12 protein-coding genes are annotated in these 14,841 nt (G+C 72.7%); 7 read left to right on the forward strand and 5 right to left on the reverse strand.

Translation table 11 applies throughout. The features are described 5' to 3' along the window. Positions 1-60 precede the first annotated feature (60 nt). A complete protein-coding gene (locus ACFWMZ_RS25645) occupies positions 61-1,305 on the reverse strand; it encodes an MFS transporter (protein ID WP_383204418.1) in 1,245 nt (414 codons plus the stop codon). A 314-nt stretch (positions 1,306-1,619) separates the two neighbouring features. Between ACFWMZ_RS25645 and ACFWMZ_RS25650 the strand changes: the two genes are divergently transcribed. Beyond that, on the forward strand, positions 1,620-2,609 hold the full coding sequence (locus tag ACFWMZ_RS25650) for a GlxA family transcriptional regulator (protein ID WP_383178484.1): 990 nt from the start codon (positions 1,620-1,622) through the stop codon (positions 2,607-2,609). 3 nt (positions 2,610-2,612) lie between these two features. Here the strand turns inward: ACFWMZ_RS25650 and ACFWMZ_RS25655 are convergent, their stop codons facing one another. Beyond that, positions 2,613-5,762 (reverse strand): DUF3427 domain-containing protein, encoded by a 3,150-nt coding sequence (locus ACFWMZ_RS25655; protein WP_383204406.1) that lies wholly within the window; start codon positions 5,760-5,762, stop codon positions 2,613-2,615. Between the two features lie 121 nt (positions 5,763-5,883). After that, a complete protein-coding gene (locus ACFWMZ_RS25660) occupies positions 5,884-6,900 on the reverse strand; it encodes a hypothetical protein (RefSeq protein ID WP_383178490.1) in 1,017 nt (338 codons plus the stop codon). A gap of 413 nt (positions 6,901-7,313) precedes the next feature. On the opposite strand from ACFWMZ_RS25660, the gene ACFWMZ_RS25665 reads away from it, so the two are divergent. From ACFWMZ_RS25665 to ACFWMZ_RS25675, 3 genes are all read left to right on the forward strand, one after another. Next, entirely contained in the window at positions 7,314-7,646 is a 333-nt protein-coding gene (locus ACFWMZ_RS25665) for a DUF6412 domain-containing protein (protein ID WP_383178492.1), read from the forward strand. Positions 7,647-7,850: 204 nt separating this feature from the next. Next, positions 7,851-8,612, forward strand: a complete 762-nt coding sequence (gene yidC / locus ACFWMZ_RS25670; protein ID WP_383178495.1) for a membrane protein insertase YidC — start codon at positions 7,851-7,853, stop codon at positions 8,610-8,612. 241 nt (positions 8,613-8,853) lie between these two features. Continuing rightward, on the forward strand, positions 8,854-9,753 hold the full coding sequence (locus ACFWMZ_RS25675) for a fumarylacetoacetate hydrolase family protein (protein ID WP_383204409.1): 900 nt from the start codon (positions 8,854-8,856) through the stop codon (positions 9,751-9,753). Between the two features lie 67 nt (positions 9,754-9,820). Here the strand turns inward: ACFWMZ_RS25675 and ACFWMZ_RS25680 are convergent, their stop codons facing one another. Continuing rightward, positions 9,821-10,945 carry a Gfo/Idh/MocA family oxidoreductase gene (locus ACFWMZ_RS25680; protein WP_383204412.1) on the reverse strand — a complete coding sequence of 375 codons (1,125 nt, stop codon included), beginning with the start codon at positions 10,943-10,945 and terminating at the stop codon, positions 9,821-9,823. A 228-nt stretch (positions 10,946-11,173) separates the two neighbouring features. On the opposite strand from ACFWMZ_RS25680, the gene ACFWMZ_RS25685 reads away from it, so the two are divergent. Then, on the forward strand, positions 11,174-12,298 hold the full coding sequence (locus tag ACFWMZ_RS25685; protein WP_383178504.1) for a hypothetical protein: 1,125 nt from the start codon (positions 11,174-11,176) through the stop codon (positions 12,296-12,298). A gap of 21 nt (positions 12,299-12,319) precedes the next feature. Here ACFWMZ_RS25685 and ACFWMZ_RS25690 read toward each other — a convergent pair whose 3' ends face one another. Next, positions 12,320-13,099 (reverse strand): HAD-IIA family hydrolase, encoded by a 780-nt coding sequence (locus tag ACFWMZ_RS25690; protein WP_383178507.1) that lies wholly within the window; start codon positions 13,097-13,099, stop codon positions 12,320-12,322. Positions 13,100-13,319: 220 nt separating this feature from the next. Here ACFWMZ_RS25690 and ACFWMZ_RS25695 point away from each other — a divergent pair, with 220 nt between their 5' ends. Then, a complete protein-coding gene (locus tag ACFWMZ_RS25695; protein ID WP_383178510.1) occupies positions 13,320-13,886 on the forward strand; it encodes a hypothetical protein in 567 nt (188 codons plus the stop codon). A gap of 2 nt (positions 13,887-13,888) precedes the next feature. Further along, positions 13,889-14,719, forward strand: coding sequence for a class F sortase (locus ACFWMZ_RS25700; protein ID WP_383204415.1), 831 nt, complete (start codon positions 13,889-13,891; stop codon positions 14,717-14,719). The last annotated feature ends 122 nt before the right edge of the window (positions 14,720-14,841 follow it).

Below are 14,841 nucleotides of genomic sequence, written 5' to 3' on the forward strand. Positions count from 1 at the left end.
GGAGTGGCCTCAAGCGCCGGCCGGGCTGATTTTTGGCTGGGGTGGGCTGGAGGGGTGCGGTCACTGCTCGGCCTCAAGCGCCGGCCGGGCCGGAGCGGCGGCCTCCGGCCGGGCTTCGGAGGCGGTGGCCCGCACCGCTCCCGCCAGCACCGCCGCCCCCGCGCACAGGGCCCCCGCCCCGACCCAGACCGGGTCGTACGAGCCGACGGTGTCCCGGGTGAGGCCGCCGAGGTGGGCCATCGCGCCCGCGCCCAGTTGGTGTGCGGCGTTGACCCAGCCGAAGACGACCACCGCGTCGGGGCCGAAGTGGACGCGGCACAGGGCCAGGGTCGGCGGTACCGTCGCCACGTCCAGGAGGCCGAAGACCACCGCGAAGGCCACCAGCGGCACCCCGACCGAGGGCGACCAGAGCAGCGGCAGGGCCACCAGGGTCAGTGCCCGCAGGCCGAAGCAGGCCGCCAGCACCCGGCGGGGGTCCACCCGGTCGGTCAGGCGGCCCGCGGCGATCGTCCCGGCGACGTTGAAGATCCCGACCAGCGCCAGCAGGGTCGAGGCCGAGGTGGCGGGCATGCCGTGGTCGTGCGCGGCGGGGGTGAAGTGGTTCCACAACAGGCCGTTGGTCGAGGCACCGCACACCGCGAACACCCCTGCCAGCAGCCAGAACACCGGCCGCCGGGCGGAGTGGGCGAGGACGCGCAGGGCTCGGCGGAAGACCCCGGGGGCGCTACCGGCACCGGGCGGCCCGGCGTACGCCGCCGTACTGACGCCCGCCGCCCGTGCGCCGCGCAGCGCCACCAGCGCCCACCCCGCCACCAGCGCCGCCGCGCCCGCCAGCCCCCAGGCCGCCGCCTGCCACCCGTACCCCGCGACCACCCGTGACAGCACGGGCAGGAACACGAACTGTCCGACCACCCCGGCCGCGGTCAGCAACCCCGCCACCAGGCCGCGCCGCCCGGCCCCGGCACGCTCCGCGACGCTCGCCGCCAGTGCGGTCGACGCCGCCCCGGTCCCGAGCCCCACGCCCAGCCCCCAGGCCGCCGCCAACTGGGCAGGCGACCCCGCCACCGCCGTCCCGGCCGCGCCGCCGCCCGCCAGCAGCAGCGCTCCCACCACGACGCGCCGCACCCCGAGGCGGTCCATCAGCGCCGCCGCGAACGGCGCTGTCACCCCGTACAGCACCATGCTCACAGCGAACGCCACCCCGATCGACGCCCGCGACCAGCCCCGCTCCTCGTGCAGCGGCACCAGCAGCAGCCCGCCGAACGTCGTGAACGCCCCCGCCGTGACGATCGCCGCGCCGGCCACGGCGACCACGGTCCAGCCGCAGCCCCTCCGTCCCTGGTCCAGTTGTCGCCGCGATGAAGAAGATGCAGAAAGAGCCATGCCACGACGGTCCCGTCCGGCACCGCCTACCGGTCAGTGGCCAGATGGACAGCTAACAGAAGATTACGGCCAACTGCTGCAGGGCAGTTCCCTCATGCAGGCCGAGGGGTGTGGGAGGAAGGTGAGCGGCATCAATCCCTGACGAGCCGCGCCCCCGTCCCGTACGAAGCGCCTCACGCCTCGGCCCCCGGCCCCTTACTTACTCACCCACTCCCTCCACCCACAGGACCCGCCTGATGCCCGTCACGGCCCCGCCACCACCCTCCCCCCATCCCGTCGCCGTCCTCATCCGCGACGGAGTCCTCCCCATGGAACTCGGCCTGATCCACCAGCTGTTCGGCTGCGCCGGCGCCCCCGACGGCACCCCGCTCTACACCGTCCGCACCTGCGCCCCCCGCCCCGGCCCCGTACGTACCGAAGCCGACTTCCCCGTCCACGCCCCGCACGGCCCCGAGATCCTCGCCGACGCCCGCACCGTCCTCATCCCGGCCTCCCACGAACAGGACGAACACCTCGCCGACGAGCCCCTCCCGGCCGACCTGCGCGCCGCCCTCGACACCGCCCACGCCGCCGGCGCCCGCCTCGCCTCCGTCTGCACCGGCGCCTTCGTCCTCGCCGCGTACGGCCTCCTCGACGGACGCCGCGCCACCACGCACTGGCTCTCCGCCGACCGCCTGGCCCGCGCCCACCCCCGCGTCGAGGTCGACGCCGACGTCCTCTACGTCGACGAGGGCGAGGTCCTCACCTCCGCGGGCGAGGCCGCGGGGATCGACCTCTGCCTCCACCTCATCCGCCGCGACCACGGCGCCGCCGTCGCCGCCGACGTGGCCCGCCGCACCGTGGTCCCGCCGCACCGCGAGGGCGGCCAGGCCCAGTACATCCGCCGCCCCGTACCCGAACCGGGCACCGCCTCCACCGCCGCCTCCCGCGCCTGGGCCCTCGACCACCTCGCCGACCCCCTGACCCTGGCCGACCTGGCCGCCCACGCCGCGATGAGCGTCCGCACCTACACCCGCCACTTCCGCCAGGAAACCGGCCTCACCCCGCTGCGCTGGCTCACCCAACGCCGCCTGGACCGCGCCCGCCAGTACCTGGAGGAGACCGACCACACCATCGACCGCATCGCCACAGCCTGCGGCTTCGGCACAGACGTCTCCCTCCGCCACCACTTCCACGCGGCCTTGGGGACGACACCGCGCAACTATCGGGCGGCGTTTCGGGGGTGAGGGCTATTCGGCCTCGGCGGCTGCGTAAGCCACCAAGTCGGCAGGCATTTCGTGTTCTAGCTCCCATGTGATGGCCATGGGGCGACTACCGCTATGTCCCGTATACCGAGCGGGGCCTAGGAACATCCAGGGTGCTGCTGCGCCGATATCCGTCTCCTTGTAGCGGCGGGCGAACAGCAGGATGTGGGAGCCGCGTTCAACGTGCTCACGGTAGCGACGCCCAGTCGGGGAGTTCTCCGAGGTGCTGTTCTGTGACTCCCAGTGAAAAAGCGTGGAGTTGATGGCGTAGTCCCGATAGCGGACGGCTGCGGCGAAGTCCTTTTCGCTCTTCTCCAAGGTGATGAGGAGAGCGTCCGCGTGGTTCTCCTTCGACTCCACTACTCCCTGAGCGAAGGAACGAGGCATCTGGCGGCCGCCCAGTCGCGCCACCGCGAGGGCGGCCAGTATCTCGGATCGATTGTAGGAGCTGTGTACCTTCAAGGGGAGGTGGGACAGCGGGCCAGTCAACGTGATGGGGAAGTGGTCCATCGTGGCCAGGCAGTGGTCGAGGACCTGCTGAAGCTCATCGCGCACCGCGGAGTGACGGGCGAGATGATCAAGGCCCTCTTGGTATGTGGAGAAACCGCCAGCATCGTCCCAAAGGTTGAAGAACAGCATGCGGGCGTAACTCTGCTCCCGCGGCGAGAGGTCGGGGTAACGCGGAGCATCATCGGTCAGTAGGCTGCGGTAGACATCGATGCGCTCGCGGTCATCCACGTGTAGGAAGGCGGCCATGCGCTTCAAGAGCGCTTGCTCGCCGGCTGCAGCTGCAGTGGCGGTCAGTAGGCGAGCTTCGCGTAGCAGGTAGGTCCAAGAGCTCTTGTTGCTCTTGTAGACCTCCTTGATTTCCCGTCCGCTTTCCTTCAGGTAGGAAGCCAGTTTCTGTGTCCCGTACCAGGCAATTTCCTTGGCCAGTGCCCGCGTGTCGACGTTAATTTGATCGCGGATATTCTTCAGAACCGCGCTCTTCGCTTTGCTCTCCAGGACGATCTCACATCCAGAGGGCAACTGTGGAAAGCCCTGCTCGATCTGGTGGATCAAGCGACGGCGGGTGAAGTTCGTGAGTGCTCGGAACTGGTTCTCGAAGCGGAACTCCTTGCGGTGCAGGCCGATGAAGTCCAAGACGGTCAGCACTGGTTTGCTGGCAGTCCGACGTAGTCCGCGGCCCAACTGCTGGAGGAAGACGGTTGCGCTGGAGGTGGGGCGGAGCATCAGGAGAGTGTCGACATCGGGGATGTCCAGTCCCTCGTTGAAGAGGTCCACCGAGAAGATGATGTGCAGGCGGCCACTCTTCAAGTCGGCCAGGGCGGCTTCCCGGTCCGATGGTGGAGTCTCCCCGGAGAGAGCCACCGCCTTGAAGCCAGCATCCCGGAAATGGTGGGCCATGAAATGGGCATGCGCAACGGAGACGCAGAAGCCCAGAGCCCGCATAGTCTCAGGAGAAGTAACCTTGTCCTGTACGGCTCGAAGGATGATGCGAACGCGGGTCTTATCTGCGGTGAGCGCTTCACTCAGCTCATCTCGATCGTACGCACCGCGACGCCAGGTGACAGCCGAAAGATCGGTTCCATCGCTGATGCCAAAGTAGTGGAATGGGCTGAGGAGTTCGTTTTCCAGAGCCTCCCACAGGCGCATCTCTGCCGCGATGTGGCCGTCGAAGTAATCGTCTTGTACGTTCTCACCGTCGGCCCGCTCGGGTGTGGCGGTCAGTCCTAGCAGTTCCATTGGAGTGAAGTGCTGGACGATGCGGCGATACGTGGGGGAGGTGCCATGGTGGAATTCGTCAATTACGATGACGTCGAAGTGATCGCGGGAGAGTTGGTCCAACGCTTCCTGATGCAGGGACTGCACACTGGCGAAGATGTGCTTCCGCGTGGTGGGAATAGCTCCACCGTGTTGCTTCTCGCCGAAGTTCGCGTCGGCCAGTACCTCTTGGTAGGTACGCAGTGACTGATCCAAGATCTCCTTGCGGTGCGCGACGAAGAGCAGCCGGAGATCCCTCCCCGCCTGCTGGCGCAACCGCTTGTAATCGAGCGCAGCCATAACGGTCTTACCGGTCCCAGTAGCCGCCACCAGCAGGTTCCGGTGGCGGTTTCGTACAGTCCTTTCCACCTCCAGGCGCTCCAGCATGTCCCGCTGGTGGGGATGCGGGCGCACCTCCAGGCCCGAGAGGTTCATCTTCCAGGTACCGGTATTGTTACCCATGCCGCCAGCGAGCGCGAGAGCTTCATCGAGCTTTTCGCCGTCCTGGCGAGGGTCGTAGGGCTCGAAACTCGGGTTATTCCAGTACGAGTCAAAAGTCGTGGTGAACTTTTCTATGACGTCTGGGGTTGCCACGGAAGAGAGGCGTACATTCCACTCAAGCCCGTCGAGCAGGGCGGCTCTGGAGAGGTTGGAGCTGCCGACGTAGGCTGTGTGATAACCGCTGTTGCGGCCGAAGAGCCAGGCCTTGGCGTGCAGACGGGTTGATCGGAGCTCGTAGTTCACCCGTACTTCTGCGCCGTATTCGTCTACGAGCCGATCGAGAGCCCTCCGCTCGGTCGCCCCCATGTACGTGGTGGTGATCACCCGTACGGGCACGCCGCGCTCGCGGGCCGCTTCCAGCGACTGTTCCAGGACCCTCAGCCCGTGCCACTTGACGAAGGCGCACAGGAGATCAACCTGGTCGGCGGTGGCCAACTCCGCGCGCAGTTCAAAACCGAGGCTGGGGTCGCCTTTGGCGTTGGTGAGGAGTGCTGTGTCGGAGAGGGGGTTCACCGGCCTGATGGCGTACACCCCCTTCGCCTCCTGCTCGGCGATGGCGAGCAGTTGGCGGGGGCCAGAGGCGACCATGTCGACCCACTGGCGCGCGCCGTTCAACGTGCTGACCGACTCCAAGATGTGGTTGGCAGCCTGGACTTGGTCGGCAGCGGGAAGATTCGCCAGAACCTGATGCACGGTTTTACCGACATGACGAGCCAGCACCCGAGGAGCGTCTTCACCCACGCTGGCGGAGATCGCCCGCCATCGGTCAGCCGGCAACTCCTTGAGCTGACTCTCGACTCGCAGCGTGATCAGCTTTTCGTACAGCCCGCTTATGGGCTGCTCGCCGTCGTGAAGTCCTGCCTCTGCCATGTTGGCGCCCCCCTCGGCCGTCCCCCAAAGGATCAAGTATGCGAGGGAAGCGGCTGAAGGGAAGAGGGCGCGGGGACGGATCGGGAGGCGCGGGTCTCACCCGCAGCCGTCCGTTGGCTCGTCACCTCCCCCCGTGACACCCCCCATACCCCCGCCCCGACCCGCACCAGCAAGCCGTGTCCCGGGCCGGGGGCCAGGGGGTGGCTCGGCCTCGGGCGGCCAGGGTGGTGGTGTAGAGGGGGAGGAGGGAGGGGTCGGTGGGGGTGGTGGCCTCGGAGGCGGCGAAGGCCTCGTAGGAGGGGAGGGTGGCGGAGACCGTGCCGAGGTTGGGGGTGCCGGCGGCGGCCAGTTCGCGCAGGGAGTCCTCGACGGCGGTCAGGTGGGCCGCGTGGGAGGGGTATTCGGCGGCGAGGTCGGGGTGGGCGGCGAGGAGCTGGGCCAGTTCGTCCTCGGGCCAGTGCAGGACGGCGACCGGGAACGGGCGGGAGAGGGCGGCGCGGTAGGAGCCCAGTTCGGCGCGGAGGCGGGTGATCTCGGCCTGGAGTTCGGCCGGGTTGTCCGAGCCCAGGGACCAGACGCGGTTCGGGTCGTGCAGCTCGTCCAGGGGGACAGGGGCGTCGTGGAGCCGGTCGGCGAGGTCGTCGCGGGCGTCGTGGGCGGCGCCCAGCAGGCGGCGGACGCGGTGGCGGCCGAAGAGGAGCGGGCGCACCTCGCGGGGAGGGTTCTCGGTGTCGCCGACGACCAGGTCGGTGGCGTCGGTGAAGACGGAGTGGGCGCTCTCCAGCTCGTCGTGGGCCTCCAGGGCCTCGGCGACGACGATCCACGGCTCCGGGGAGCGGGGCGCGGCGAGGCGGACACCGTCGATGATGGCGCGGGCCTCGGCCTCGTGGCCGTACTCCCAGAGGTTGGCGGCCTTCAGGGCGCGGACGAGGACGGGCTGCTCGGCGGGGAGCGCCAGCAGCCGGTCGTAGAGGGCCGTGGCGCGGTCGCGGCCGCCCGCCACCTCGTGGTGGGCGGCGGCCTGGAGCAGCAACTGCTCGGCGTCCTCGGGGTACAGCGCGGCGGCGCGTTCGAGTCGTTCGGCCTCGGCGGTGTGTGAGGCGTGCGGCGTGGTCTCGGCGGGCGTGTCGGGGCGCATACGGGACACGGTACTGCCGGGGGAGGACGGCGGAAGGGGGCGGTGCGGTGGGTGTGGGCGGGGCCACGTGCGAGGCGTCGGCTCGGGACGGGTCTCGGCGGGCCTGGGGGTGGGGTTCGCCGGTCGGCGTGGGTTGGCATTCGGCCGGGACGGCCATCGGTTCGGGGCGTTGCCCGGGGGGCCGGGTTCGGCCCGACGATCCGGCCGGGGGAGGGCGGGGCAGGGAGCGGACGAGGCGGAGGCTTGGTTTCGCCGATGCCTCGGTGCGCCCCTTCGGCCTCGGGCCACACCCGCCCCCCGACGTGCCTCACCCCACCCTCCTCGCCCCTCCCAAGCCCCCGCCGCCCCGGGTACCCTGACGGAAACCACCGGCCCGGTGGTCCTGCGGGGCGCGGAAGGCGGAAGGAGGCGGCATGACCGGAGCGACGTCGATCGTGACGAGTCGGCTGCGGCACATGCGGCTCTTCGGGGTGCTGCTCTTCCTGCTCGTCGCGCAGTACCTGCTCGCGGAGACCGTGCTCGGGGCCGCCGCCGTCGCGGTGGCCGCCACCGCTGCCGCCGGGTCCGCGCTCGCGCTCTGCGCGGTGGTCGCCGCGCGGGCCGTGCCCAGGGTGCCGGTGGCGCGGGTGCGGACCGCGCTCAGGGACCGGGCCCGCCGTACCGCCTTCCTGCCGCAGCGCGATCCCGACGCGCCAGGCCGCCGCAGGCCCCGCGCGCCCGGCGCGCTCCTCCCGACGGCCGCGTAACTCCCCGGGTCAGCCCAGCTGACGACCGGGTGAGGGCCCGGACGGCACTCGTCCGGTGCGCGTGGTCCGTCACGCCGCGCGGTGTCGCGCCTTCCCTTTCTCGGGAGCCGCCGACGCCGTTCCGCGAGCCTGGCCGGCTCGCTTTCCCGGCCTGACAACCCCGGCGCCGCCTCGCGCGCACGCGCCGCCACGGGAGGGTTTCCCTTGTCGTTCTTCTCCGCCTTCGCCGACCTCGTCGACGCGATCGGCGACGTCCTCGAACCGGTCGCCGGCACCGCCTCGACCGCCGCCGCCATCGTCCTGTTCACCGCATTCGTACGGCTGCTGGTGCTGCCGCTCTCCCGGGCGGCGGCCCGTGGGCAGCGGGCCCGGACGCGGCTCGCGCCGCAGGTCGCGGCGTTGCGCAAGAAGCACAAGAAGAATCCGGAACGGCTGCAGAAGGCGACGCTGGAGCTGTACGCGGCCGAGAAGGTGTCGCCGTTCTCCGGCATCCTGCCGAGCCTGTGCCAGCTGCCCGCCTTCTTCCTGATGTACCACCTCTTCGCCTCCGCCGAGATCGGCGGCGCCCCCAACACCCTCCTCGGCCACTCCCTCTTCGCCGCGCCGCTCGGCGGGCGGTGGAAGGAGGCGCTGGCCGACGGCGGGGTGTTCGGCGCGCAGGGCCAGGTCTACCTGGTGCTCTTCGCCGTGGTCGTGGCCGTCGCCGTGTACAACTACCGGCGCACCAAGCGCCAGCTCGCCGCCGGCGCGGCGCTCACCGCCACGTCGGGCGGGGGTGCGGAGGCCGTGCCCGGCATGGGTGCGATGACGAAGATCATGCCGCTGATGTCGTTCATGACGCTCTTCACCGTCGGCTTCGTGCCGCTCGCCGCCGCGCTGTACGTGGTCACCAGCACCCTGTGGACGGCGGTCGAGCGGACCTTCCTCTACCGCGAGGAGCCGGCCGCCGTCCCCGTACCCGCCTGACCTGCCGCACCCCGTCGCCCGGTCGGCGGAACCGTCCACCCGCTGAACGCACCCTTGCGGCGCGCCCCCGCCCTCCGGCACGATCGGTCGGTCCTCCGGCGGCCGCACACCACCGGGCGGACCACTCGCTCAGGGCACCACCCGGGCGGACGGCCCCCGCGCCGTCCGCTCCGCCCGGCCCGGCCCGTACGCCTCGCGCGTGCGGGACGGGGCGGGCCCGAGCGATCACGGGAGTTCGACCATGAAGCTGCTGCGTGTCGGAACGGCGGGCGCCGAGCGCCCCGCCCTGCTCGACCAGGCCGGAATCCTCCGCGACCTCTCCGGCGTCGTCGACCGCCTCGACGCCGCCCTCCTCGCCGCCGACCCCGCGCTGGCACGGCTGCGCCGGGCCGCCGCCGACCCCGAAGGACTGCCGCCGCTCGACCCGGCGGGGCTGCGCACCGGCCCGCCGCTGGAAGCCATCGGCAAGATCGTCTGCGTCGGGCTCAACTACCACGACCACGCCCGCGAGACCGGCGCCGCCGTCCCCGAGGAGCCGATCCTCTTCCTCAAGGCGCCGGACACCGTCGTCGGCCCGGACGACACCGTGCTGATCCCGCCGGGCAGCACCCGCACCGACTGGGAGGCGGAACTCGGCGTCGTCATCGGCCGCACCGCCCGCCACCTGCGGACGGCGGAGGAAGGGCTGGCGCACGTCGCCGGGTACACGATCGCCCACGACGTCTCCGAGCGGGAGTACCAGATCGAACGCGGCGGCACCTGGGACAAGGGCAAGAACTGCGAGACCTTCAGCCCGCTGGGGCCCTGGCTGGTGACCGCCGACGAGATCCCCGATCCGCAGGCCCTCACCGTCCGGCTCTCCGTCAACGGGGTGCTCCGCCAGGACGGCACCACCGCCGACCAGATCTTCCCGGTCGGCGAGGCCGTCGCCTACATCAGCCGGTTCATGACGCTCTACCCCGGCGACATCGTCAGCACCGGCACCCCCGCCGGCGTCGCCATGGGCCAGCCCGAACCCAAGCCGTACCTGCGCCCCGGCGACGTGGTCGAGGTGGAGATCGCCGGGCTGGGGCGGCAGCGGCAGGTCATGGGGAGCGCGGAAGAGGCGATACGGGAAGCGGTACGGGAGGCCGCCGCCTAGGCCCTGTCCGGCGGCCGGGCGGGACGGCCCTGCAGCTCACGGCCGCCCCGCCCGGGCCACCGCAGGCTCAGACGCGCCCGACCAGGTCCACCGTCGCCCCGGTACGCGCCGACTCGCGGGCCGCCTCCAGGACGGCCAGGGCGTCGGCCGCCTCCAGCGCGGTGACCGGGTTCGGGCCGCCCTCGCGCAGGGCGGCGTGAACGGCCCGGTAGTACGCCGGGTAGTCGCCGGGCAGGGTCGGCTGGGGGGCGCCGCCGCCGGTCAGCGGGGACTCGCCCGAGCCGACGCGGCCCCACATCGCCTCGCCCTCCTCGCCCCAGGGCTCCAGCGGCAGCGGCCGCTCGCCCGCGCGGAGCGCCGCCTCCTGCGGGTCGAGGCCGTACTTCACGTACCCGGCGTCCGAGCCTAGGACCCGGAAGCGCGGGCCGAGCTGGGCGGCGGTGGCGCTGACGTACAGGTGGGAGCGGACGCCACTGGTGTGGCTGAGGGCGAGGAAGGTGTCGTCGTCGGCCTCCGCGCCGAACCGGCGCACGTCCGACTCGGCGTAGACCCGCTCCACCGGGCCGAACAGGTGCAGGGCCTGGTCGACGACGTGGCTGCCCAGGTCGTAGAGGAGGCCGCCGATCTCCTCGGGGCGGCCCGACTCGCGCCAGCCGCCCTTCGGCTTCGGACGCCAGCGCTCGAACCGCGACTCGAACCGCCAGACGTCGCCGAGCGTGCCCGCCTCCAGCAGGGCGGCGAGGGTGCGGAAGTCGTTGTCCCAGCGGCGGTTCTGGAAGACGGACAGCAGCAGCCCGCGTTCCTTCGCCAGCGCCGCCAACTGCCGGGCCTCGGCCGCCGTACCGGCCAGCGGCTTGTCCACCACGACCGGCAGCCCTGCGCGCAGGGCCGCCTCGGCGAGGGCGACGTGCGTCTTGTTGGGGGAGGCGACGACCACCAGGTCCAGCTCGTCCGCGCGCGGCCACAGCGCGTCGGCGGTGTCAGCGAACCGGACCTCGCCGAACTCCGCCCGGGCCGCGTCCCGCCGCTCGGGCGAGGAGGTCACCACGGTGTCGAGGACCAGGCCTTCGGTGGCGGCGATCAGCGGGGCATGGAAGACGGAACCGGCCAGGCCGTACCCGACGAGGGCGACCCGGACCGGCGCGGAGGCGCCGGCGGACCCGGCGGTGGACGCGGTGGTGACATCAGACATGGCCCCAGCCAAGCACGAACCGCCGCTCACGCCCCACGGCCGCGACCGCTTCGCCACCTAATGGTCGGATTATCGGCCGACCGAGGGATTCCCGCCGCCCCGCCCGGCTCGAACAGCCGAACCACGCGTGGCGTGCCCCACCGCGCCCGCACCCCCATGGCAGGGTCGCGCCAACGGCCGACGGTCCCTCCCAGTGCCGTCGGCCGCCGGTACGACCTGGAGGCACCCATGCGCCCGCGCACCCCCCTGGCCGTCGTCCTGGCGCTCGCCTCCCCGCTCACCACCGCCTCCGCCCACGCCGCGCCGGCCCACCCGGCGCCCGCCGGGGCCGCCCACGCCCCGGCCGCCCCCGGCGCCCGCCCGGCGGGCCCGCCTGTCCCGCTCTGCGCCCAGCCCGACGCGCCGTCCTTCCCCCTCACCGGGCACCTGCGGGGCGGGCCCGGCACCCTCCGGGCGGGCGACGGGCCGAGCGGCTTCACCGTCCACATCCGCAACACGGGCCGCGTCACCTGCCACCGCGTCCACCCGGTGCTCGTCCTCGTCGACGAGGCCCGCGCGCTCGTCCCCGCGCAGCTGCGCCTCGACTTCCACGACGGGCACCGGTGGCTCCCCGTCCGCCTGCGCCACACCTCGCGCAACGAGAGCGTCGGCGTCCTCGACGGCGGCAAGGGCTTCCGCGGCTTCACCGTGCGCCCCGGCGGCAGTACGGACGTACGGCTGCGGCTCGCCGTACGCGACGACGCCGGGGCCGACCGGGTCGCCGTCCAGGCCGCCCTGGTCCAGCGCCACGACGGGGAAGGCCGCTGGGTCGGCCACTCGGACACGTACACCTTCACGCTCCGGGCCGCCGAGGGCGGGGACACGCGGCCACCCGTCCCGCCCGCGCGCCCGCCCCGCAGCGACGAGCCGGCCCGGCCGCGTGACACCGCCCCGTCCCCCGCGCGGCCGCCCGCCGTCCCCGTCCCGCCCAGCCCCTGGCCCCTGCCCGTCCCATGGGCGACGGGGGAACCCCCGCCCGCCTCCCGCTTCCCCACGGAGGTGCCCGTCCCCACCGGCCGGCCGGCCTCCCCGCCGCCGTCCGGCCTGGAGACGGCCCCGGCGAGCCCGCGCCCGCCCGGCACGGTGCCGCCCGCGCCGTCCCCCACCGCCGACCCGACCGGGGAGACCCCGCGGCGCGACCAGCCCGGCGACGGCCGCGACCGCCAGGAGGACGAGCCCGGCCGGAGCGGCGAAGAGGGCCGCCCCGAGCTGGCCGAGACCGGTGGCTCCGCCACCCTCCTCGGTCTGCTCGCGACGGCCCTGACGGCCTGCGGCGCGGTCCTGCTGCAACTCGCCCGGCGCCTGCGCCCCTGAGGACCGCCGCGGGACCCGGCGTCAGATCAGGTCGACCAGATCCGCGATCGAGTCCACGACCTCGGTCGGCCGGAACGGGAACCGGTCCAGCTCGCCCGCCGAGGTCAGCCCGGTCAGCACCAGGTAGGTCGTCATCCCGGCCTCCAGACCGGCGAGGACGTCGGTGTCCATCCGGTCGCCGATCATCGCGCTCGACTCGGAGTGCGCGCCGATGGCGTTGAGGCCGGTGCGCATCATCAGCGGGTTGGGCTTGCCGACGAAGTACGGCTCCTTGCCGGTCGCCTTGGTGATCAGCGCCGCCACCGAACCGGTCGCCGGGAGGACGCCCTCCGTGGACGGACCCGTGTTGTCCGGGTTGGTCGCGATGAACCGGGCGCCGCCCTTGATCAGGCGGATCGCCTTGGTCAGCGCCTCGAAGGAGTACGTCCGGGTCTCGCCCAGGATGACGAAGTCCGGGTCGCTGTCGGTGAGGATGTACCCGGCCTCGTGCAGTGCCGTGGTCAGGCCCGCCTCGCCGATGACGTAGGCGGTGCCGTCGGGGTGCTGGCTGCCGACGAACTTGGCGGTGGCCAGGGCGGAGGTCCAGATGTTCTCGACCGGCACCTCGAGACCGATCCGCTTCAGCCGGGCGTGCAGGTCGCGCGCCGTGTAGATCGAGTTGTTGGTCAGCACCAGGAAGGGCTTGCCGGAGTCGCGGAGCTTGGTGATGAAGGTGTCGGCACCGGGGATCGGCACCCCTTCGTGCATCAGGACGCCGTCCATGTCCGTGAGCCACGATTGGATCGGTTGACGCTCTGTCATAGGTGCGGACTCCTGCCATACGGACTCGTGGGACAACCACACTTTATTGGAGGCGCCGGCTCACCGCCGGGGCACGGGAGGCCGGGGAGGCGCGGGAAGCACCGGCGGCCCCGGGTTCACCCGGAAAGCGCAACCTCCCCCGACCCGCCCGCCTTCCTCGCGCATCCGAGTGGCGCGGCCCCGGGGGGCGGGCGAACCTGCGAGGGACAGGAGGTTCACCATGCGCATCCATGGCATCACCGTGCGTGCCGCCGCACTGGCCGCCGCACTGACTCTGACCCCGCTCGCCGCCTCCACCGCGGTCGCCGGTGACGAGGAGAACCACGGCCACCACCACAAGCCAGGCCGGGTCACCGTCTCCCCGTCGACCGTCTCGCCCGGCGGCGAGGTCACGCTGCGCGTCGACAACTGCCGGGGCCGCGAGGCGGTCGGCCTCTCGGAGGCCTTCGCCGGGGACGCCTGGTTCAGCCCCTCGGCGGACCGCGGCGAGCTCTACGCGGAGGCCCGTATCCGGTCGGACGCCCAGCCGCGCCAGTACGAGATAAAGGTCGACTGCAAGGACAAGGAGAACCGGCACGCCAAGGGCACGGTCACCGTCGTCCATCACAAGCAGCACCCGCACGCCCCGGTGAGCGCGGGCGGCGGCGGCACGGCCGAGGTCGCGGCCGAGGCGTCGGGCAACGAGGGCCCGGGCGCCTCGCAGGCGGTCATCGGCGGCGCCCTGGTCTCGGCGGCGGTGCTCGCCTTCGCAAGCCACCGGCTGCGCCGCGGCAGGCGTACGGACTGACCATGGCCGAAGGCAAGCGCGCGCACAGCAGGCTGATCACCACTGCGGCGTGGGCCGTGCTGCTGCTCGGCCTGTGGATCTGGGGACGCGAGGTCTCCGACGGCTCCCCGCTGCCGGGCACGGGGAACGGGCGGTCGGCGGCGGTGGCCGGTCCGGCCGGGGCCGACCTGCCGCCCGCCCGCGATCCGCTGCCCGGCTCCCGCCCGGTGCGGTTGGACGTTCCGTCGATCGGCGTCTCCTCGGCCGAGGTCGTCTCGCGCGGCCTCGACGACGCGGGGGCCGTCGCCCCGCCGTCGTTCGACGCCCCGGACGCCGTCGGCTGGTACGAGTCCGGGCCGCAGCCCGGCGAGGAGGGCGCGGCCCTGCTCGTCGGCCACGTCGACACCCGCACCCAGCCCGCCGTCTTCTACACCCTGAGCGCTGCCGAGCCGGGCGCCCGCGTCCGCGTGGGCCGCGAGGACGGCACGGTCGCCGAGTTCACCGTCGAGGACGTCCAGGTGCTGGAGCGCGAGGGGTTCGACGCGCAGAAGGCGTACGCGCCCCGGCAGCAGGGCCGCGCGGAGCTGCGCCTGATCACCTGCGGCGGCACCTTCGACAAGGCCCGCAACACCTACACCGCCAACGTCGTCGTCTCCGCCTACCTGACCGGCACCGCCACCGCCGCGGACGGGGACGCCGCCACCACCGCGGAGGGCCGGACCGCGCGGGCCGCCCGCGCCGAGGCGGCCGGTACCGGACCCCTCGCGGAGGCGGCCGTTCCGCCGTCGGCGGGTGTCCGCCGCGCCGGGAGCGGCGGCGAGGCCCTGCTCCCCTCCATGGCGATGGCTCCCTGACCCCTGGGCCTGTCGCCCGCACCGGTGGGGGGCACCCCCCCGTAGGGGGGGGGGCACCCGGGGGGGGGGGGGGGGGGCGGCGGGGGGGGGCGAGTGGGGGACAGGCTGTACGGGTAGTGGGG

Origin of the sequence: Streptomyces sp. NPDC058373, from assembly GCF_042723275.1 — a bacterium.
Lineage (GTDB): Bacteria > Actinomycetota > Actinomycetes > Streptomycetales > Streptomycetaceae > Streptomyces.